19 protein-coding genes are annotated in these 19,605 nt (G+C 64.7%); 12 read left to right on the top strand and 7 right to left on the bottom strand.

Going from position 1 to position 19,605, the window contains the following annotated elements; all coding sequences use genetic code 11:
- Positions 1-3 precede the first annotated feature (3 nt).
- Positions 4-645 (bottom strand): DUF47 family protein, encoded by a 642-nt coding sequence (locus tag AC0L2L_RS19460; protein WP_473580291.1) that lies wholly within the window; start codon positions 643-645, stop codon positions 4-6.
- A 157-nt stretch (positions 646-802) separates the two neighbouring features.
- Between AC0L2L_RS19460 and AC0L2L_RS19465 the strand changes: the two genes are divergently transcribed.
- The 10 genes from AC0L2L_RS19465 (at position 803) to AC0L2L_RS19510 (ending at position 11,181) form a co-directional block, all read left to right on the top strand.
- The gene (locus AC0L2L_RS19465; RefSeq protein ID WP_473580293.1) at positions 803-1,702 is read left to right on the top strand and encodes a LysR family transcriptional regulator; all 900 of its coding nucleotides are present in this window, start codon (positions 803-805) and stop codon (positions 1,700-1,702) included.
- A 193-nt stretch (positions 1,703-1,895) separates the two neighbouring features.
- Positions 1,896-2,375, top strand: a complete 480-nt coding sequence (locus tag AC0L2L_RS19470; RefSeq protein ID WP_027166004.1) for a formate dehydrogenase subunit gamma — start codon at positions 1,896-1,898, stop codon at positions 2,373-2,375.
- Positions 2,372-3,928, top strand: a complete 1,557-nt coding sequence (locus AC0L2L_RS19475; RefSeq protein WP_473580294.1) for a formate dehydrogenase beta subunit — start codon at positions 2,372-2,374, stop codon at positions 3,926-3,928. The genes AC0L2L_RS19470 and AC0L2L_RS19475 overlap by 4 nt, the downstream gene beginning before the upstream one ends.
- A 10-nt stretch (positions 3,929-3,938) precedes the next feature.
- A complete protein-coding gene (gene fdhF / locus AC0L2L_RS19480) occupies positions 3,939-6,851 on the top strand; it encodes a formate dehydrogenase subunit alpha (protein ID WP_473580296.1) in 2,913 nt (970 codons plus the stop codon).
- Between the two features lie 155 nt (positions 6,852-7,006).
- The gene (gene fdhD, locus AC0L2L_RS19485; protein WP_473580297.1) at positions 7,007-7,846 is read left to right on the top strand and encodes a formate dehydrogenase accessory sulfurtransferase FdhD; all 840 of its coding nucleotides are present in this window, start codon (positions 7,007-7,009) and stop codon (positions 7,844-7,846) included.
- Complete coding sequence (locus tag AC0L2L_RS19490; RefSeq protein ID WP_473580299.1) at positions 7,836-8,147, top strand: formate dehydrogenase subunit delta; 312 nt, start codon at positions 7,836-7,838, stop codon at positions 8,145-8,147. Before fdhD ends, AC0L2L_RS19490 begins: the two co-directional genes overlap by 11 nt.
- Before the next feature lie 112 nt (positions 8,148-8,259).
- Positions 8,260-9,813, top strand: a complete 1,554-nt coding sequence (locus AC0L2L_RS19495; RefSeq protein ID WP_473580300.1) for an alpha/beta fold hydrolase — start codon at positions 8,260-8,262, stop codon at positions 9,811-9,813.
- Between the two features lie 109 nt (positions 9,814-9,922).
- Positions 9,923-10,396 (top strand): carboxymuconolactone decarboxylase family protein, encoded by a 474-nt coding sequence (locus tag AC0L2L_RS19500; protein WP_473580302.1) that lies wholly within the window; start codon positions 9,923-9,925, stop codon positions 10,394-10,396.
- 65 nt (positions 10,397-10,461) lie between these two features.
- Positions 10,462-10,824 carry a nuclear transport factor 2 family protein gene (locus AC0L2L_RS19505; protein WP_027166011.1) on the top strand — a complete coding sequence of 121 codons (363 nt, stop codon included), beginning with the start codon at positions 10,462-10,464 and terminating at the stop codon, positions 10,822-10,824.
- A gap of 42 nt (positions 10,825-10,866) precedes the next feature.
- A complete protein-coding gene (locus tag AC0L2L_RS19510) occupies positions 10,867-11,181 on the top strand; it encodes a hypothetical protein (RefSeq protein WP_473580304.1) in 315 nt (104 codons plus the stop codon).
- Positions 11,182-11,364: 183 nt separating this feature from the next.
- On the opposite strand, the gene AC0L2L_RS19515 is transcribed toward AC0L2L_RS19510, so the two are convergent.
- From AC0L2L_RS19515 to AC0L2L_RS19540, 6 genes are all read right to left on the bottom strand, one after another.
- Complete coding sequence (locus AC0L2L_RS19515; protein WP_473580306.1) at positions 11,365-12,792, bottom strand: gamma-aminobutyraldehyde dehydrogenase; 1,428 nt, start codon at positions 12,790-12,792, stop codon at positions 11,365-11,367.
- A gap of 20 nt (positions 12,793-12,812) precedes the next feature.
- Complete coding sequence (locus tag AC0L2L_RS19520) at positions 12,813-13,628, bottom strand: ABC transporter permease (RefSeq protein ID WP_473580307.1); 816 nt, start codon at positions 13,626-13,628, stop codon at positions 12,813-12,815.
- On the bottom strand, positions 13,618-14,583 hold the full coding sequence (locus AC0L2L_RS19525; protein WP_473580310.1) for an ABC transporter permease: 966 nt from the start codon (positions 14,581-14,583) through the stop codon (positions 13,618-13,620). Before AC0L2L_RS19525 ends, AC0L2L_RS19520 begins: the two co-directional genes overlap by 11 nt.
- Before the next feature lie 211 nt (positions 14,584-14,794).
- Positions 14,795-15,793, bottom strand: coding sequence for an ABC transporter ATP-binding protein (locus tag AC0L2L_RS19530; RefSeq protein WP_473580311.1), 999 nt, complete (start codon positions 15,791-15,793; stop codon positions 14,795-14,797).
- Positions 15,794-15,971: 178 nt separating this feature from the next.
- On the bottom strand, positions 15,972-17,126 hold the full coding sequence (locus AC0L2L_RS19535; RefSeq protein WP_473580313.1) for an ABC transporter substrate-binding protein: 1,155 nt from the start codon (positions 17,124-17,126) through the stop codon (positions 15,972-15,974).
- 131 nt (positions 17,127-17,257) lie between these two features.
- On the bottom strand, positions 17,258-18,169 hold the full coding sequence (locus tag AC0L2L_RS19540; RefSeq protein WP_027166018.1) for a LysR family transcriptional regulator: 912 nt from the start codon (positions 18,167-18,169) through the stop codon (positions 17,258-17,260).
- Between the two features lie 90 nt (positions 18,170-18,259).
- Here AC0L2L_RS19540 and AC0L2L_RS19545 point away from each other — a divergent pair, with 90 nt between their 5' ends.
- Together AC0L2L_RS19545 and AC0L2L_RS19550 are read left to right on the top strand one after the other, a co-directional pair.
- The gene (locus AC0L2L_RS19545) at positions 18,260-18,709 is read left to right on the top strand and encodes an RrF2 family transcriptional regulator (RefSeq protein WP_473580315.1); all 450 of its coding nucleotides are present in this window, start codon (positions 18,260-18,262) and stop codon (positions 18,707-18,709) included.
- On the top strand, positions 18,699-19,595 hold the full coding sequence (locus tag AC0L2L_RS19550; RefSeq protein ID WP_473580317.1) for an NAD(P)/FAD-dependent oxidoreductase: 897 nt from the start codon (positions 18,699-18,701) through the stop codon (positions 19,593-19,595). The genes AC0L2L_RS19545 and AC0L2L_RS19550 overlap by 11 nt, the downstream gene beginning before the upstream one ends.
- Positions 19,596-19,605 lie beyond the last annotated feature (10 nt).

The following is a 19,605-nucleotide window of genomic DNA, read 5'->3' on the forward strand; positions in this document are numbered from 1 at the left end:
CGCCTATACGTTCTCGATCACGATGCCGCTGATCTCGTTGGCGACGTCCTCGAAGCGGTCGACCACTTTTTCCAGTTGGCCATAAATCTCGCTGCCGATCAGATAAGCCATCGGGTCGCTGCGGCCGTGACGCTTGAACAGATCCTTCAGGCCCTGCTCGTGCAGATCGTCGGCGCGGCCCTCGACGCGCATGACCTCCTCGGCGATGGCATTGAGGCGTACGGCGTTGGCGCCGACCTTGCCGAGCAGCGGGATGGCCTCTGCGACCAATCGGGCGGCTTGGACGATGACGTCACCCATTTCCTGCATCAGGGGGTCGAACTCCCTCACCTCGAACAGCTTCACCGTCTTGACGGTCTTGTGCATCATGTCGATGGCGTCATCCATCGACTGGATCAGATCCTTGATGTCGCCGCGGTCGAAGGGCGTGATGAAGGAGCGCCTGACGGCAAGCAGAACCTCGGCCGTGATGCCGTCAGCTTCGTCTTCGAGATCGATGATCCTTTGACACCAGCGGTCGATGTCCTTGCCATGGAGAAGCTGCTCGAGGGCCTCGGCGCCGCCGACCACGGTGCGCGAATGCCGCTCGAACAGATCGAAGAAGCGATCTTCGCGCGGCAACAGCTTGCGAAACCAGCCCAGCATCTCGTCCTCCTGCATCCTCCTATCCCACATACCGCCGTGCGGGGCTTGGGAAAACAGATAGCCGGCTCAAAAATGTGGACGACGTCCGATTGTGCGTGCGACTTGCGCGGCAAGGCGATTTCCCCGACCTTGGGCAAACCGTGGTGGATCGGATGGCATGATCGACAAGCTGGAATTCTTCATCGCTTTGGCCAAGGAGGAGCATTTCGGCCGGGCCGCGGAGGTGTGCGGCGTCACCCAGCCGACGCTGTCGGCCGGCATCAAGCAGCTCGAAGAGCAGCTCGGCGTCATGCTGGTGCTGCGCGGCTCCCGCTTCCAGGGCCTGACGCCGGAGGGCAAGCAGGTGCTGGGCTGGGCGCGCCGCATCGTGGGCGACACAAGGACGATGCGCGAGGAGATGCGGGCGGCTCGCCACGGTCTTGCCGGCCGCATCCGCATCGCCGCAGTCCCGACCGCCCTTGCCATGGTGGCGCGGCTGACGACGCCGTTCCGCGAAAAGCATCCGGGCGTCACCTTCTCGGTCCTGTCGCGCACATCGATCGAGGTGTTGACGCTGCTCGGCAATTTCGATGTCGATGCCGGCATTACCTATCTCGACAACGAGCCGCTCGGGCGCGTCACCAGCGTGCCGCTCTATGACGAGCGCTACCAGCTGATCACGGCGGTCGGGAACCCCTATTCCGACCGCGACAAAGTGACATGGGCCGAGATCAGCCATCTGCCGCTCTGCCTGCTGACGCCGGATATGCAGAACCGGCGCATCATCGACCAGCATCTGGCGGAAGCCGGCGTGCAGGTGCGCCCGACGCTGGAGTCGAATTCGATGATCGTCCTGTTCTCGCATATAAGGACCGGCAAGTGGTCGTCGATCATGCCGCTCAACCTCGCGGAAACGTTCGGCTTTTCCGAACCCATCCGGGCCATTCCCATCGTCGAACCGGACGCCAGCCACACGGTCGGGCTGGTGGCCGCTCAGCGCGAGCCGCACACGCCGCTGGTGCAGGCGCTGCTGGACGAGGCGATGACGCTGGCGGACGATTTCCGCACCCATCGCTAGGCTAGAGATTGCGGGCTGCCTAATTTCGATAGAAAATTTCTATCGAGCAACGGGAGCGCTTTATTGATTTCGGAGGTTTCCTCTGATTTCCTAAGGACTTAGCGATATTGCGTCCATGCATGTCGTTGACCCAAAATCGCTGCAGAGTTTGGGCGACATATGATTGGATGCCACGACCCAGGGAGGGCGCTGCGTGACCATGCAGGCCGCAAGTACCGAGATCGCGTCGCGCACGGCGGCGATCATTGACCAGATGAAGGGCCTCGAGGGCCCGTTGCTGCCGATCCTGCACAGCATACAGGAAGAGTTCGGGCACGTTCCGAAGGACGCGCTGCCGGTGATCGCCGATGGGCTGAACCTCTCCCGGGCCGAGGTGCACGGCGTCGTCAGCTTTTATCACGACTTCCGCGCCAAGCCCGCCGGCCGGCACGTGCTGAAGCTCTGCCAGGCCGAAGCCTGCCAGTCGATGGGTTCGGACGCCGTCGCGGCCAAGGTCAAGCAGTTGCTCGGCATCGATTTCCACGAGACCGCGCGCGACGGATCGGTTACACTGGAGCCGGTCTACTGCCTCGGGCTTTGCGCCTGCTCGCCGTCGGCGATGCTCGACGGCGAAGTCATCGGCCGGCTCGATGACGAGAAGATCGAAGAGATCGTCGCGGAGGTGCGTTCATGATCCCGCGGATCTATATCCCGGCGGATTCCGGCGCGCTGGCGCTCGGCGCCGAGAAGGTCGCCAAGGCGATCGAGAAGGAGCTGAGCGAACGCGGCGTCGAAGCCAAGATCGTGCGCAACGGCTCGCGCGGCGCTTATTTCCTGGAGCCGATGGTCGAAGTGGCGACGGCCAATGGCCGCGTCGCCTACGGACCGGTCAAGCCGTCCGACGTCAAGAGCCTGTTCGACAGCGGCTTTCTCACAGGCGGCCATCACAAGCGCTGGCTGGGCTCCCCCGACAAGATCCCCTTCTTCGCCAAACAAACGCGGCTGACCTTCGCGCGCTGCGGCGTTATCGATCCGTTGTCGCTCGACAGCTACAAGTCGCATGGCGGCCTGGCGGGCCTGCAAAACGCAGTCGCAATGGCGCCGGCCGATGTCGTCAAGCAGGTTACCGAATCCGGCCTGCGCGGCCGCGGCGGCGCAGGCTTCCCGACCGGCATCAAGTGGAAGACGGTGCTGGATACGGCAGGCGAACAGAAATACATCGTCTGCAACGCCGACGAGGGCGACAGCGCCACTTTCGCCGACCGCATGATCATGGAAGGCGATCCCTTCGTGCTGATCGAAGGCATGGCGATCGCCGGCATCGCCACCGGCGCGACCAAGGGTTTCGTCTATATCCGCTCGGAATATCCGCATGCGGTGGCGACGATGAACAAGGCGGTCGCGATCGCCCGCAAGGCGGGCGTGCTCGGCGTCAATGTGCTGGGTTCGCCCAACGCCTTCGACATGGAAATCCGCGTCGGCGCCGGCGCCTATGTCTGCGGCGAGGAAACCTCGCTGTTGAACAGCCTGGAAGGCAAGCGCGGCGTGGTGCGCGCCAAGCCGCCGCTGCCGGCCATCCAGGGCCTGTTTGGCAAGCCGACGGTGATCAACAATGTGATCAGCCTGGCCTCGGTGCCGATCATCATGGACAAGGGCGCCGCCTACTACAAGGATTTCGGCATGGGCCGCTCGCGCGGCACGATCCCGATCCAGATCGCCGGCAACGTCAAGCATGGCGGCCTGTTCGAGACGGCCTTCGGCCTGACGCTCGGCGAGATCGTCGACGACATCGGCGGCGGCACGGCTTCGGGGCGACCGGTGAAGGCGGTGCAGGTCGGCGGTCCGCTCGGCGCCTATTTCCCGCGCGCGCTGTTCGACACGCCGTTCGACTACGAGGAATTCGCCAAGCGTGACGGACTGATCGGCCATGCCGGCATCACCGTGTTCGACGACACGGCCGACATGCTGAAGCAGGCGCGCTTCGCCATGGAATTCTGCGCCATCGAAAGCTGCGGCAAGTGCACGCCCTGCCGCATCGGCTCGACACGCGGCGTCGAGGTTCTCGACAAGGTCGCGGCGGGAATAGAGGCGGAGAAGAACCTCGCGCTGGTCACCGACCTCTGCAACACGATGAAGTTTGGATCGCTTTGCGCGCTGGGCGGTTTCACGCCCTACCCGGTGATGAGCTCGATCACGCATTTCCCCGAGGATTTCAAGCCGGCGCCTGCGCGCGTGGCTGCTGAATAGGAGCTGGCAGATGAACATCAAGGCCGACTTCCCGACACTCATCGAAGAGATCGACTACGGAACGCCAGAATCGAAAGCGACGAAGCAGGTCACGCTGACCGTCGACGGGCAAAGCATCACCGTGCCGGAAGGCACGTCGATCATGCGCGCGGCGATGGAGGGCGGGGTCGAGATTCCGAAGCTCTGCGCCACCGACATGCTGGACTCCTTCGGCTCCTGCCGCGTCTGCCTGGTCGAGATCGAAGGGCGCGGCGGCACGCCGGCCTCCTGCACGACGCCGGTCGGCGAAGGCATGGTGGTGCGCACGCAGTCGGACCGGCTCGACGCCATCCGCCGTGGCGTCATGGAACTCTATGTCTCCGACCATCCGACCGGCTGGAACGAGAAGGCCGGAACCGGCGCCAGCGAATTCGACGCGGTGGCGAAGTCGGTCGGCCTGAGCGAGAACCGTTACGGCGTCGAAGGCCGTAACCACGTCAAGGAAGAAGGCGGCGTGGCGCCGGGCCACGGCTCTTTGGCCGTCGACTATATCGCCCGCGACGAATCCAACCCCTATTTCACCTACGACCCGGCGCAATGCATTGTCTGCTCGCGCTGCGTGCGCGCCTGCGAAGAGGTGCAGGGCACTTTCGCGCTGACCATCGAGGGCCGCGGCTTCGAGTCCCGCATGGTCGCCGGCATGCATGAGGACTTCATCACTTCGGAATGCGTCTCCTGCGGCGCCTGCGTGCAGGCCTGCCCGACCGACGCACTGCGCGAGAAGACGGTGCTCGAAAAGGGCATGCCGGAGCGCTCGGCGGTCACCACCTGCGCCTATTGCGGCGTCGGCTGCTCGTTCAAGGCCGAGGTGAAGGGCGACGAAGTCATCCGCATGATGCCCTACAAGGATGGCAAGGCCAACCACGGCCATTCCTGCGTCAAGGGCCGTTTCGCGTATGGCTATGCCACGCACAAGGATCGCATCCTGTCGCCGATGGTCCGCGAGAAGATCACCGATCCGTGGCGCGAGGTAAGCTGGGAAGAGGCGATCGCACATACGGCGAAGGAGTTCCGCCGCATCCAGTATCAATACGGACGCACAGCGATCGGCGGCATCACCTCCTCGCGCTGCACGAACGAGGAGACCTATCTCGTCCAGAAGCTGGTGCGGCAGGGCTTCCGCAACAACAATGTCGACACCTGCGCGCGCGTCTGCCACTCGCCGACCGGCTATGGGCTCGGCCAGACCTACGGCACGTCCGCCGGCACGCAGGATTTCGATTCGGTCGAGTTCACCGACGTCGCCGTCATCATCGGCGCCAACCCCGTTTCAGCTCATCCGGTGTTCGCCTCGCGGCTGAAGAAGCGGTTGCGCCAGGGCGCCAAGCTGATCGTGCTCGATCCGCGCCGCACCGAGATGGTCAAGTCCACCCATGTCGAGGCGGACTATCACCTGCCGCTGAAGCCCGGCACCAACGTGGCGGTGCTGACAGCGCTGGCGCATGTCATCGTCACCGAGGGCCTGTTCGACGAAGCCTTCATCCGCGAGCGCTGCGACTGGGCCGAGTTCCAGGACTGGGCGTCGTTCGTGGCCCTGCCGGAGAACAGCCCCGAGGTTGTCGGCAAGCTGTCCGGTGTAGATCCCGAACTGATCCGGGGCGCCGCGCGCCTCTATGCCACCGGCGGCAACGGCGCGATCTATTACGGCCTCGGCGTCACGGAGCACAGCCAGGGCTCGACCACGGTGATCGCGATCGCCAACCTCGCCATGGCCACCGGCAATATCGGCCGGCAAGGCGTCGGCGTGAACCCGCTGCGCGGCCAGAACAATGTGCAGGGCTCCTGCGACATGGGTTCGTTCCCGCATGAGCTGCCGGGCTACCGCCATATCTCGGGCGAAGCGGTGCGCGACATCTATGAGAGCCTGTGGGGCGTGAAGTTGGACGATGAGCCCGGCCTGCGCATCCCCAACATGCTGGACGCCGCCGTCGACGGCTCGTTCAAGGGCATCTACATCCAGGGCGAGGACATCCTGCAGTCCGATCCCGACACCAAGCATGTCGCCAGCGGCCTCGCCGCTATGGAATGCGTGGTCGTGCACGACCTCTTCCTCAACGAGACGGCGAACTACGCGCATGTCTTCCTGCCGGGCTCGACCTTCCTCGAGAAGGACGGCACCTTCACCAATGCCGAGCGCCGCATCAACATGGTGCGCAAGGTCATTGAGCCCAAGGCACGCTACGCCGACTGGGAAGCGACGCAGGAGCTTGCCCGCGCCATCGGGCTCGACTGGAACTACACGCATCCGTCGCAGATCATGGACGAGATCGCCAAGACGACGCCGAGCTTCGCCGGCGTCTCCTTCGAGCTGCTCGACCGCGTCGGTTCCGTGCAGTGGCCCTGCAACGAGAAGGCGCCGCTCGGCACGCCGATCATGCATGTCGACGGCTTCGTGCGCGGCAAGGGCAAGTTCATCCGCACCGAATATGTGGCGACGGACGAGCGGACCGGCCCGCGCTATCCGCTGCTGCTCACCACTGGCCGTATCCTGTCGCAGTACAATGTCGGCGCGCAGACCAGGCGTACCGAGAACGTCATGTGGCATGCCGAGGACCGGCTGGAGATCCACCCGCATGACGCCGAGGTCCGCGGCGTCCGCGACGGCGACTGGGTGCGGCTGGCTAGCCGTTCGGGCGAAACCACGCTGCGCGCGCTGATCACCGACCGCGTCTCGCCCGGCGTCGTCTACACGACCTTCCACCATCCGGACACGCAGGCCAACGTGATCACCACCGACTTCTCGGACTGGGCGACCAACTGTCCGGAATACAAGGTCACCGCCGTGCAGGTGGCGCCGTCCAACGGGCCGACCGACTGGCAGAAGGACTATAACGAACAGGCCAAGCAGAGCCGCCGCATCGCCCCGCTGGAGGCGGCGGAGTAGCCTTGGGCAAGGCATTCGACCATGAGAATTTCGATCTTGGCGGTTGATCGACCCCCACTCCGTCGAGCGTAGCGCGACACCACTCCCCCCATCGACGGGGGGGAGGAAAGGCGCCGGCCGCGCCAGTTGCTGCGAAGGATGGGCAGGCCCGAGGGATGCGCCTCGTGACGAACGAACGCCCTCCTATCTCTCAGACCTCTCGTCTCGCGCATCGCGCTGGCGGCACCGCGGCCGCGAACCGCATGGTGCCGGAAGAGACGCCGGTGGCGTTTTCCTTTGCCGGCACCACGCATGCGGTGATGATGGCGAGCCCCGCCGATTTCGAGGATTTCGCGCTCGGCTTCTCGCTGACCGAAGGCATCATCGCCGACCCTGCGGAGATCGAGGCGATCGAAGTCGAGGATCTCGGCGCCGGCATCGATATCCAGATCAGGCTCAAGGACAAGGCCAATACGCGTTTCCAGGCGCGGCGGCGCCGGCTGGCCGGGCCGGTCGGCTGCGGCTTGTGCGGCATCGAATCCATCGAGGAAGCAATGCGCTCGGTCGACGTGGTCGGTGCGTCGAAGCTTACGCTCAACGCCGAGGACGTCACCCGTTCGGTCAAGCTGCTGTCGAAGCAGCAGCCACTGCACACTGAAACCGGCGCGGTGCACGCGGCCGGCTTCTATGTGCCCGGCAAGGGCATCGTGATGGCGCGAGAGGATGTCGGCCGCCACAATGCGCTGGACAAGCTCGCCGGCGCGCTGGCCAGGGCCGGCATCGACGGCTCGAGCGGCGCCGTTGTCGTGACCTCGCGCGTCTCGGTGGAGATGGTGCAGAAAACGGCGGCCATCGGCGCCGCGATCATCATGGCGGTTTCGGCGCCGACCGCGCTTGCCATCCGCACGGCGGACGCCGCCGGCATGACGCTGGTGGCGCTGGTGCGCGGCGACGATTTCGATATTTTCACCCATCCCGACCGAGTGGCTTGCGGAGTTGCCAAGCATGTCGCATGACGAAGATCACATCACCAGCACCGCGGAAAAGCTGGTGCGCATGGCCAACCAGATCGCAGCGTTCTTCCATTCGAAGCCGCGCGAGGAAGGCATTGCCGGGGTTGCCGAGCACATCAACAAGTTCTGGGAGCCACGGATGCGGCGCCAGTTCTTCGAGATGCTGGACAGCGGCACCGCGAATTTCGACGACCTCGTGATCGCCGCCTCGGCCAAGATCAAGCGGCCGATCACCCCGGCCGAGGCCGACGCGAAGCTTGGACTCAAGGCCTTCCCGGCCGACATCGCCGCTTCGCAAGAATAGCCGCGGCTCTAGACGGCCTTATATTTCTTTCTGCTAAAGTTTAGGCTGCCGCTATCGCCGCGGCTCTGCTATGTTTGACGATCAGAAATCGTCAGGCCAGGCGGAAGAACTTGTGAGGCCGATCGAGACCCGATATGCCCGTAGCGGCGATGTGCGGATCGCCTATCAGGTGGTCGGCCAAGGCGCGTTCGATCTGGTCTTCGTGCCGGGCTTCATCTCCAATCTCGACCTGCACTGGGAAGACGAAGGTTACAGCCGCCTGTTGAAACGGCTTTCCGCCTTCTCGCGGCTGATCCTGTTCGACAAGCGCGGCACCGGGCTTTCCGACCGTGTCGATACCCGGCATCTGCCCAGCCTCGAGACCCGCATGGACGACGTGCGCGCGGTGATGGACGCCGCCGGCAGCGGCCGGGCGGCGATCCTCGGCGCTTCGGAAGGCGCGCCAATGGCGATGCTGTTCGCCGCCACCTATCCGGAACGGACGCGCGCGCTGGTGCTCTACGGCGGCTACGCGCATTTCCACAAATGGGTGATGCCGCCGGAACGGCTGGAGGCCTTTATCGAAACGGCGGAAACATCATGGGGCACCGGCGCGACGCTGCCGAATTTCGCACCGGGCCGGGTGGACGATACCCATTTCACCCATTGGTGGGCGCGGTTCGAGCGGCTGTCGGCCAGCCCGACGGCCGCGGCGGCGCTCGCCCGCATGAACGCCGATATCGACGTGCGCGGCATCCTGGCGATGATCAGCGCGCCGACGCTGCTCATCCATCGCCGCAACGACGCCCGTGTCGACCCCGACGCCAGCCGCTTCCTTGCCAAGAAAATTCCCCACGCCCGGCTGGTCGAGATACCCGGGCGCGACCATCCGATCTGGACCGGCGATGTCGATCGCGTGGCCGACCTAGTCGAGGAATGCCTCACCGGCGAGCCCGCCGTGGCCGACACCGAGCGCGTGCTCGCAGCGCTGCTGGTGACGCGCATCTACGACACCGCCAAGCTCGGCGATCGCATGTGGAGCGAGCGCAGCCAGCGCTTCCAGGAAACCTGGCGGCTTCTGGTCAGCCGCCATGGCGGACGCACGGCCGGCACGCATGGCGAATTGATGATCTCGCGCTTCGACGGGCCGGCGCGCGCCATACGCTGCGCCGCGGCGTTGCGCGAGGCGGCGCAGCAGATCGGCGTGGCCAGCGCGCAAGGCGCGCATGTCGGCGAGATCGAAATGCGCGGCCAGCCGGTCGGGCTGACGGCGCGGGTGACGATGCAGCTCGCCACCCACGCCGGACGCGGCGACATCCTCGCCTCGCGGCTGGTCGCCGACCTCGCCGTGGGCTCCGGCCTGCATTTCATCGATGCCGGCCGTGTCAGCCTCGATGAGCTGGATGAGCCCCTGCCGGCGGTTCTGGCGACGTCGGAGCAGCATCTGGAGCCGGCCTGTCGGACCAAGCCAAAGCCTGCCGAGCCGGCGGCGCTGACCGCGCGCGAAAGCGAGGTGGTGAACCTGGTCGCCGATGGCAAGAGCAATGCGGCGATCGCCGCCGAGCTCAGCCTCAGCGAGCACACGGTCAAGCGCCATGTCGCCAATATCCTGCTCAAGCTCGATCTGCCGTCACGAGCGGCGGCGGCGGCATTTTCAGCCAGGCACCCTGGCCCGGACGGGCCATGAGAGCCATGGCGCTTTCGGGGGAAGCGGTCGGGGTGCGGTAGGCGATATCAATTCTCCCCATGCAGGCCGGGCGATGTCGCCGAAGGTGCACTGCGAAATGGAGGATGAAGTGCTGAAACTCAGTCGCAAGATCGGATTGCTGGCATTTGCCGCGGGCGCATTGCTGGCCATCACCCCGGCGCATGCCGAAGACGCTTCGGCCACCGCCGCCTACAAGGACATCCAGGCCACCCTCGGCTCGGTGCCCGACATGTTCAAGACTTTGCCCGATGTCGCGGTCGCCGGCGCCTGGGCCGAGATCAAGGGCGTGCAGCTCAACCCGAACACCGCGCTCGACGGCAAGACCAAGGAGCTGATGGGGCTTGCGGTCGCCTCGCAGATCCCCTGCCAATACTGCATCTATTTCCACACCGAGGCGGCCAAGCTCAACGGCGCCAGCGACGAGGAGATCAAGGAAACGATCGCGATGGCGGCAATCGTTCGCCATTGGTCGACGATGCTCAACGGCAGCCAGGTCGACCTCGCCACTTTCAAGAAGCAGACCGACGGCGTCTTCGCGGCCGTCAAGGCGAAGTCGCAGTGAACGAAATCCCTGGCCGGCGATGAACGCCGGGCAGCGCTTCCCTCGTCAACAACATGGAGGATAACATGCTGACCAAGACCCAAACCGTGGACGGCGCGGCGATCAAGAAGGCGATCGAAGGCCGTGACGGCAAGCTGCTGTCGAGCTTCTACAATGACGATGCGCTGGTGCGGGTGATCGACCGCAACAACCCGCCGAGCAAGCCGCGTGAGATCCGCGGACGCGCGGCGATCAGCACCTTCTGGGACGACATCTGCAGCCGGGCGATGACCCACAAGGTCGACACCACGATCGCCGAGGGCGACAGCCTCGCTTTCACCCAGGCCTGCGCCTATCCGGACGGCACAAAGGTGTTCTGCGCCGCAATGCTGGAGCTGAAGAACGGCCGCATCGCGCGGCAGACCGTCGTGCAGGCCTGGGACGAATAGATCAACCGCGGGCTCAACCGCAAATCAGGGAGGAGAAGGAAAATGTTCAGTGCCAGATGGCAGATCGACGCCAAGTTCGGACACAAGCAGACGGTGCTCGAATTGCTCAAGAAATGGGAGCGCGAGATCGGCTCGCAGGTCGGCATCGCCGATCTCGGGTTCCAGATCATGACCGGCTCGATCGGCGCGCGCGAGGCGACGGTCGAGTCGCATCACCAGGTCGAGAGCCTGGCCCAGTTGGAGGCGTTCTTCGCCAAGATCAACAAGATCGACGCCCACGCCAAATGGGGCAAGGAGATGGAGCCCTATGTCGTGTCGGGCACCAGCCTCTGGAATATCTATCGGATCGTGGAGTAGCGGTTACGCTCGATTTCCCTTCTCCCCTTGTGGGAGAAGGTGGATCGACGCGTCAGCGTCGAGACGGATGAGGGGTGTTCCAGCTTGGCGCCAAGCTACCCCTCACCCGGATTGCCAACCGATTTGCGAAGGGCAAATCGGGGCAATCCGACCTCTCCCACAGGGGGAGAGGTAAGAGCGCTGCTACCCATGCGCCACCATGACATGCCGCACGGCCGTGTAGTCTTCGAGCGCGTAGAGCGACATGTCCTTGCCGTAGCCGGACTGTTTCATGCCGCCATGCGGCATCTCGTTGGTCAGCATGAAATGGGTGTTGATCCAGGTGCAGCCATATTGCAGGCGCGCGGCGGTCGCCATGGCGCGCGAGACGTCCTTCGTCCACACCGATGACGCCAGGCCGTAGTCGCTGTCGTTGGCCCAGTTCACCGCTTCGTCGACCTCCGAGAAGCGAGTGATCGAGACGACAGGGCCGAACACTTCGCGGCGCACGATCTCGTCCTCTTGCAGCGCGCCGGCAACGACCGTCGGCTGATAGTAGAAGCCGGAGCCCTCGCCCGGCTGGCCGCCGGTGGTGATGTCGATGTGCTTCAATTCTGAAGCGCGCTCCACGAAGCTCGACACGCGGTCGCGCTGGCGCCGCGAGATCAGCGGGCCGATCTCGTTCTCGGTGTCGTCGGGCCGGTTGTATTTGATGGTCGAGACCGCCGTGGAGAGATCGGCGACGAGCTTGTCGTAGATCTTCTTGCCGGCATAGATGCGGCAAGCGGCGGTGCAGTCCTGGCCGGCATTGTAATAGCCGAAGGCGCGCAGGCCGTTGACCACGGCGCCGAGGTCGGCGTCGTCGAAGACGATGACCGGCGCCTTGCCGCCGAGTTCCAGATGCGTGCGCTTGACTGACTTGGCGGCCGCCTGCAGCACCTTCTTGCCGGTGGCGACGTCGCCGGTGATCGAGATCATGTTGACCTTTGGGTGGTTGATCAGCGTGTTGCCGACGCTGTCGCCGCGGCCGAGCACGACGTTGACGACGCCCTCGGGCAGGATCTCGGCTAGGATCTTCGCCAGTTTCAGCGTAGTCAGCGGCGTCTGCTCGGACGGCTTGAAGACGACCGTGTTGCCGCCGCCGATGGCCGGCGCCAGCTTCCAGGCCATCATCATCAGCGGATAGTTCCAGGGCGCGATGGAGGCGACGACGCCGATCGGGTCGCGCCGCACCATCGAAGTGTGGCCGGGAATATACTCACCGGCGACCTGGCCGGGCATCGAGCGCACCGCGCCGGCAAAGAAACGGTAGCAGTCGACGATCGCCGGTATCTCGTCATTGAGCACGGCGTTGATCGGCTTGCCGCAGTTCAACGCCTCGAGTGTGGCGAACTCCTTCGCTTCGGCCTCGATGCGATCGGCGATCTTGAGCAGATAGCCGGAACGCTGCGCCGGCGTCGTGCGCGACCAGCTGACGAACGCTTGTTCGGCGGCACCGACAGCAGCCTCGATCTGCGCCGGGCTTGCTTCGGCCAAGTTGAGGATGGTCGCGCCGGTCTTGGGATTGAGGATCGGTTCCTCGGTCTCGGTGCCCTTCTCGAATTTCGAGCCGATCAGCATTTGAGTATCCATGGGGGTTCTCCCTTATTCGGTTATTTGCCCGAACCGGCGATCTGGTCGCCGTCGCGGGTCAGGTAATAGGCAAAGAGGATCGGCAGCAGCGTCACCAGCACGACGACCATGGCCACGACATTGGTGACCGGGCGCTGGCGTGGACGGATCAGTTCCTCCAGCATCCAGATCGGCACGGTCTGCTGCTGACCGGCTGTGAAGGTGGTGACGATCACCTCGTCGAAGGACAGCGCGAAGGCGAGCATGCCACCGGCAAGCAGGGCGGTGGCAATGTTGGGCAGCACGACATGGCGGAAGGTTTGGAAACCATCGGCGCCGAGGTCCATCGAGGCCTCGATCATCGAGCCCGAGGTGCGGCGGAAACGGGCGACGGCGTTGTTGTAGACGACGACCACGCAGAAGGTGGCGTGACCGAGCACGATCGTCCAGAACGAGAACGGAATGTCTGCCAGCGCAAAGGCGGAGCGCAGCGCGATGCCGGTGATGATGCCGGGCAACGCGATCGGCAGGATGACCAGCAGCGAGATCGCCTCACGGCCGAAGAAGCGGGTCTGCGAGACGGCGGCGGCGCAAAGCGTGCCGAGCACCAGGGCGATGGCCGTCGAGATGGCGGCGACGCGCACCGACAGCGATAGAGCCTCCCACACATCCGGACGGTTCCAGGTGACGGCGAACCATTGTGTGGTCAGTCCCGGCGGCGGCCAGACGAAGCTCTTCTCCTCGGTCGTGAAGGCATAGACGAAGATCAGCAGGATCGGCAGATGCAGGAAGAGCAGGCCACAGGCGGCGCCGATCTTCAGGCCGAGCGGAGCACGTTGACCACGGTCAGAGCGCATCGAAGGCCCCCATGCGCTTGGCGCCCCAGAGGTAGAAGCCCATGATGACGATGGGCACGACGGTGAAGGCGGCAGCCAAAGGGATGTTGCCGGCGGTGCCCTGCTGCGAATAGACGGCCTGGCCGATGAACAGGCGCGAGGTGCCGATGATCTGCGGGATGATGTAGTCGCCCAATGTCAGCGAGAAGGTGAAGATCGAGCCGGCTACAATGCCGGGCAGCGCCAGCGGAAACAGCACATTGCGGAAGGTCTGCCCGGGCGAGGCGCCGAGATCGGACGAGGCCTCGACGAGGTTGCCCGGCACACGCTCGAGCGCGGCCTGCACCGGCAGGATCATGAAGGGCAGCCAGACATAGACGAAGACGATGAAGGTGCCGGTGAAGGAGACTGACAGCGAGTTGCCGCCGACGATCGGCAGCGACAGCCAGGCGTCGAGCAGCCAGAGAAGGTGCAGCTTGGCGAGCAGCCAGGTGAGGATGCCTTCCTTGGCCAGGATCAGCTTCCAGGCATAGATCTTGACCAGGTAGCTCGACCACAGCGGCAGCATGACGCCGAGATAGAACAGCGCCTTCCAGCGGCCGCGCGCATAACGCGCCGCGTAATAGGCGATGGGGAACGCGACGATCGCCGAGGCGAGCGTGACGAGCGCCGCCATCGTCACCGTGCGCAGGATGATGTCGAGATTGGCGGCCTGGAACAGGTCGCCATAGGTCTTCAGCGTGAACTCGCGGTTGATGAGGCCGGAAAACTCGTCGATCGAGAAGAAGCTTTGAGCCAGCAGGGCGAACAGCGAGCCGATATAGACGATGCCGAGCCACAGCACCGGCGGCAGCAGCAGCAGGAGGAGCAGGAGTTTCGGCCGCCGCCAGAATAGGTCGGAGAACGCGCCGCGCATGCCGCCGCTGCCGGGAAGGATGGCGGGGGCGGGATTGGATTGAACAGCGGCGATGGTCATGGGGCCGCCGGGTACAGACCGAGGCCGCGATCCTTCGCCCCCCTCTCTGTCCTGCCGGACATCTCCCCCTCAAGGGGGGAGATCAGCAGTTTCTCGGCCTCGCCAATTCTGCCACGTTGGAGATTGGCGAAACCCGAAGGGACAGCCAATCTCCCCCCTTGAGGGGGAGATGTCCGGCAGGACAGAGGGGGGCGCCTCGCGCAAGCCGTTCTCATGCCGGCTCGTCCATCAAATGCAGGCTCTCGCGATTGAAAGTGAGCAGGACCGCTTCGCCTTCCGCCGGCAGCGACGTGCCCGCCGGCACCACGGCGTGCAGCCTCAACCCGTCGGCGTCGAGCGCCAGCCTCGTGGTGGCGCCGAGATAATTCGTGCCGACCAGTCGCGCGGCAACGCCGTCGCCACTCGCCGCACTGGAGACGCGGATCGATTCTGGCCTCAAGCTCCCCCAGCGGTGCTGGCCGGAATAGCGCTGGACGAAATCCGGCGGCAGCACGTTCGATGACCCGACGAAATCGGCGACGAAGCGCGTCTTCGGCCGTTGGTAGATATCCTCCGGCGAGCCGACCTGCATGATCCTGCCGTCATTGAAGACGGCGACGCGGTCGGCCATCGACAGCGCCTCGCCCTGGTCATGGGTGACGAAGACGAAGGTGATGCCGAGCACCTTCTGCAGCGACTTCAATTCCTCCTGCATGTTCTCGCGCAGCTTGAGGTCGAGCGCGCCGAGCGGCTCGTCGAGGAGCAGCACCTTGGGCTGGTTGACGAGCGCGCGGGCGAGCGCGACGCGCTGGCGCTGGCCGCCGGAAAGCTGGCTGGGGCGGCGCGTCCCGTATCCCGGAAGGCGCACAAGCGACAGCGCCTCTTCCGCCGCTTTCAGACGCTCGGCCTTGCCGACGCCCTTGACCATCAGGCCGTAAGCGACGTTGTCCAAGACGTTGAGATGCGGGAACAGCGCGTAGTCCTGGAAGACGGTGTTGACGTTGCGGCGATAGGGCGGAACGCCCTCCGCGCGCTCACCGAAGATGGAGATCGAGCCTGCCGTCGGCTGCTCGAAGCCGGCAATCAGCCTGAGGCAGGTCGTCTTGCCGGAGCCGGACGGACCGAGCATGGCGAAGAACTCGCCGGGGACGATATCGAGATCGACCGCGTCGACGGCGCGCACGCTGCCGAAATGGCGCGAGACTTGTTTGAAGGAAACGGCAGAGGTCATGGGCCCTGTCAGTTCAGTTGCCGGTTAAACGAAGGCGAGTTCGCGCCACACCCTACCTCCCCCGATGGGGGAGGTCGCGGCGAAGCTGCGGGTGGGGTGATCCGGCACAAGCGGCCGAGCAATCCCCACCCCGACGCTTTGCGTCGACCCTCCCCCGCAAGGGGAAGGGTAAAGGAGATCACCGCCCGCCGATGACGCCGATATAGTCCGACACCCAGCGGTAGTACGGCACGCACTGGTCCTTCTGGCTGGCGCATTTCGACACCGGCGTCTTCCAGAACTTGATCTTGTCGAAATTCTCGTAGCCGTTGGTCTTGCAGCCTTCGTCGCCGAGCAGCTCATTGCCCTTGCAGGCGGCGGGCACGACGGGCAGCGAGCCGAACCAGGCCGAGACGTCGCCCTGGACCTTCGGCGACAGGGAATGCTCGAGCCACATATAGGCGCAGTTCGGATGGGCGGCGTCGGCTTCCATCATGGTGGTGTCGGCCCAGCCGGTGACGCCTTCTTCCGGCACGGTCGAGGCGACCGGCTTCTTGGCGGCGACCAGCGTGTTGACCTGATAGGGCCACGAGCCGGAAGCGACCACGCCTTCGTTCTGGAAATCGTCGACCTGGATGGCGGCATCGTGCCAGTAGCGGCCGACCAGTGTGCGCTGGGTGCGCAAGAGGTCGAGCGCCGCCTTGTACTGGTCCTCGTTGAGCTCGTAGGGATCCTTGATGCCGAGTTCCGGCTTGTGGAACATCAAATAGTTGGCGGCGTCCGCGATGTGGATCGGGCCGTCATAGGCCTGGACGCGGCCCTTGTTCGACTTGCCGTCGGGCAGCTTCATCTCCTCGAAGACGACGTTCCAGCTCTTCGGCGCTTCCTTGAAGACTTCGGTGTTGTACATCAGGATGTTCGGGCCCCACTGATAGGGGACGCCATAATGCACCTTGTCGACGGTGAACCAGGGCGCGTCCTTGAGACGGTCGTCGACGGTCTTCCAGCTTGGGATCAGATCGGTGTTGATCGGCTGGACGCGCTTGCCGGCAACGAGACGCAGCGAAGCATCGCCCGAAGCGGTGACAAGGTCGAAGCCGCCTTCGTTCATCAGCGAGACCATCTCGTCCGACGTGTTGGCGGTCTTGACGTTGACCTTGCAGCCGCTTTCCTTCTCGAAAGCTGTCACCCAGTCATAACCCTTGTCGGTCTCACCGCGCTCGATATAGCCTGGCCAGGCAACGATATTGACCTCGCCCTCGCCCTTGCCGAGCTCCTTGACCTGGGCGATCGCCTGGCCGGAGAAGGTCAGCGCGACAGTCAACGCAGTGCACGACTTCAGGAATGCATTCATCGTCGTTCTCCCATTTCTAGGGGCCGCACTCTCGCGGCGGCTTTGGTCCCTGGCTGAAAAGTGCTGTGAAAAATCCGGTTTCGCAAATTCATTTATCAGAAAGCCGATATCGGTTTTTCCGATAGGTTATCTCAGAACCGCTGGCGGACCATCCGCTGCGATTGGGCGAGGCCGATGAAGTCACGCGCCGACTGCGGCAGGCTTGAGCCGCGGCGCCAGACCATGCCGACCTGGACCACAGGCAGCGAGCCCGAAATGTCGCGCGATTCGATGCGGTCGCCTTCCAGCGACCAGGGCCGGTAGACGAGGTCGGGCAGCAGCGCCACGCCGGCGCCGGTCGCGACTAGGCTGCGCACGGCCTCGACCGAGCGGGTGCGGAAGGCGACATGCGGCCTGGCGCCGATCGCCGACAGCAGCTTGCCGGTGTTCTCCTCGATCTCGTCGACGGTGAGCATGATCAGCGGCTCGGACGCGATGTCGCCGATGCCGATGATGTCGGCGCTGGCGAGCCGGTGGCTGATTGGAACCCACAATCGGTAGGCCGAGACTTCGAGGATCTCCGACTGCAGCGCCGTGCGGTCGCGCAGGTTGGAGGTCACCATGACGGCGATATCGAGCTTGCCGCCGACCAGAAGGTGCTCGAGATAGTCGCCATTATCCTCGATGGCGGAGACCTCGACCCCCGGATAGGCGCGGCGGTAGCGGGCGAGCAGGTCGGACAGCACATAGCCGGCGACCAGCGAGGTGACGCCGAGCTGCAGCCGGCCGGGCGCGGCGGCCTGATCGCTGGAGAAAGAGCGGCGCGCGTCGGAGACATCGGCCAGGATCTTGGTCGCGTGGCGCAGGAACTGGTGACCTTTGTGAGTGATGTTGAGGCCGCGCGGATGGCGCTCGAAGAGCTCTACACCGAGATCGCTCTCCAGTTCCTTGATCGCCTCGGTGACCGAGGACTGTGAAATCGACAGGTTCTGTGCCGCGCCCGAGACGGTGCCTTGCTCGGCCACGGCGACGAAGAACTGCAGCTGGCGGATGGTGAAGGCCATGGCCGGACTAAATACCGGGTAATGCGGTGCTGGGAAGTGGGGCAAGGTCCAAAACTTGACGGCTTCTCTATTCGTAACTAACTAAGTTACATGAAACGCAACAGCCGACTGTCCTCGACCCTGCACATCCTCGTTCACATGGCCGACGCCCCCGACCGGGCGCTGACCTCGGAGCAGCTTGCCGGCTTCATCCACACCAATCCGGTGGTGGTGCGCCGCACCATCGCGGGGCTTCGCGATGCGGGCATAGTCACCTCGTCGCGCGGCCACGGCGGCGGCTGGCAGCTCGGGCGTGCGCCGGACAAGATCTCGCTTGCCGAGATCAGCGTGGCGCTCGGCGAAACGCTGCTGCCCTTCAGCACCGAGCCGGAAAGTCCCGGATGCCTGGTCGAGCAGGCGGTGATCGCGGTGCTCGACGACTTTCGCCTGGAGGCGGAAAGGCTGCTCGCCGAGAGGCTCGGCCATATCACGCTGGCCGACCTGACGGCCGATTTCCGCCGCCGTTATGACCTGATTGGAGTATCCAGCCATGCAGTATGATGTGATCGTCGTCGGCGGCAGCTTTGCCGGCCTGTCCGCCGCCATGTATGCGGCACGGGGACGATGCAAGGTGTTGGTGATCGATGCCGGACAGCCGAGGAACCGCTTTGCCGAACATTCGCACGGCTTCTTCGGCCAGGACGGGCGGTCGCCGTCGGACATTCTAGACGAGGCAAGAGGACAGTTGCTTGCCTATCCCGCCGTCAACGTGATCGATGGCCGAGCCGATCAGGCTGCCGTTTCCGGCAAAGGCTTCGAGGTCCGGATGGACAATGGCGAAGGTTTCGGCGCGACACGGCTGGTGCTCGCCACCGGCGTCCGGGACATCCTGCCGGACGTTCCCGGATTGACCGATCAATGGGGCAAGACGGTGCTGCACTGCCCTTATTGCCACGGTTACGAGGTGGCCGGCGGGCCGCTCGGCGTGCTGGCGACCGGACCGATGTCGCTGCACCAGGCCGAGCTGATCTCCGACTGGGGTGACGTCACGCTGTTCGCCAACGGCTTGTTCGAACCCGACGCTGACCAGGCGCGGGCATTGGAGAAGCGCAATATCCGGTTCGAGCCGGCCAAAGTGACCGAAGTGCAGGAAGACGGCTCGGGTGGTTTGGTCGTCAGGCTCGACGGCGATCGCGGCGCAAGCGTGCGGGCGCTGTTCACCGCGCCACGCAATGTGATGGCAAGTCCGCTCGCCGAACAGCTTGGCTGTGCCTTCAACGAAGGCCCGCTTGGCCGGGCGATCGTGGTGGACGACAAACAGGAGACGTCCGTACCGGGCGTGTACGCCGCTGGAGACGCTGCCCGCCTCATGCACAACATCGCCTTTGCGGTATCGGGCGGCGCCATGGCCGGCGTGGCGGCGCACCAGTCGCTGGTGTTCGGCTAGCCTCTTTTCC

The sequence above is a fragment of the Mesorhizobium sp. WSM4832 genome (assembly GCF_055811115.1).

Excerpts from the sequence above, each read along its gene's own strand:
- AC0L2L_RS19460 (WP_473580291.1), bottom strand. The coding sequence starts at position 645 with ATGCTGGGCTGGTTTCGCAAGCTGTTGCCGCGCGAAGATCGCTTCTTC.
- AC0L2L_RS19465 (WP_473580293.1), top strand. The coding sequence starts at position 803 with ATGATCGACAAGCTGGAATTCTTCATCGCTTTGGCCAAGGAGGAGCAT.
- AC0L2L_RS19475 (WP_473580294.1), top strand. The coding sequence starts at position 2,372 with ATGATCCCGCGGATCTATATCCCGGCGGATTCCGGCGCGCTGGCGCTC.
- fdhF (WP_473580296.1), top strand. The coding sequence starts at position 3,939 with ATGAACATCAAGGCCGACTTCCCGACACTCATCGAAGAGATCGACTAC.
- fdhD (WP_473580297.1), top strand. The coding sequence starts at position 7,007 with ATGCGCCTCGTGACGAACGAACGCCCTCCTATCTCTCAGACCTCTCGT.
- AC0L2L_RS19490 (WP_473580299.1), top strand. The coding sequence starts at position 7,836 with ATGTCGCATGACGAAGATCACATCACCAGCACCGCGGAAAAGCTGGTG.
- AC0L2L_RS19505 (WP_027166011.1), top strand. The coding sequence starts at position 10,462 with ATGCTGACCAAGACCCAAACCGTGGACGGCGCGGCGATCAAGAAGGCG.
- AC0L2L_RS19510 (WP_473580304.1), top strand. The coding sequence starts at position 10,867 with ATGTTCAGTGCCAGATGGCAGATCGACGCCAAGTTCGGACACAAGCAG.
- AC0L2L_RS19515 (WP_473580306.1), bottom strand. The coding sequence starts at position 12,792 with ATGGATACTCAAATGCTGATCGGCTCGAAATTCGAGAAGGGCACCGAG.
- AC0L2L_RS19520 (WP_473580307.1), bottom strand. The coding sequence starts at position 13,628 with ATGCGCTCTGACCGTGGTCAACGTGCTCCGCTCGGCCTGAAGATCGGC.
- AC0L2L_RS19525 (WP_473580310.1), bottom strand. The coding sequence starts at position 14,583 with ATGACCATCGCCGCTGTTCAATCCAATCCCGCCCCCGCCATCCTTCCC.
- AC0L2L_RS19530 (WP_473580311.1), bottom strand. The coding sequence starts at position 15,793 with ATGACCTCTGCCGTTTCCTTCAAACAAGTCTCGCGCCATTTCGGCAGC.
- AC0L2L_RS19535 (WP_473580313.1), bottom strand. The coding sequence starts at position 17,126 with ATGAATGCATTCCTGAAGTCGTGCACTGCGTTGACTGTCGCGCTGACC.
- AC0L2L_RS19540 (WP_027166018.1), bottom strand. The coding sequence starts at position 18,169 with ATGGCCTTCACCATCCGCCAGCTGCAGTTCTTCGTCGCCGTGGCCGAG.
- AC0L2L_RS19545 (WP_473580315.1), top strand. The coding sequence starts at position 18,260 with ATGAAACGCAACAGCCGACTGTCCTCGACCCTGCACATCCTCGTTCAC.
- AC0L2L_RS19550 (WP_473580317.1), top strand. The coding sequence starts at position 18,699 with ATGCAGTATGATGTGATCGTCGTCGGCGGCAGCTTTGCCGGCCTGTCC.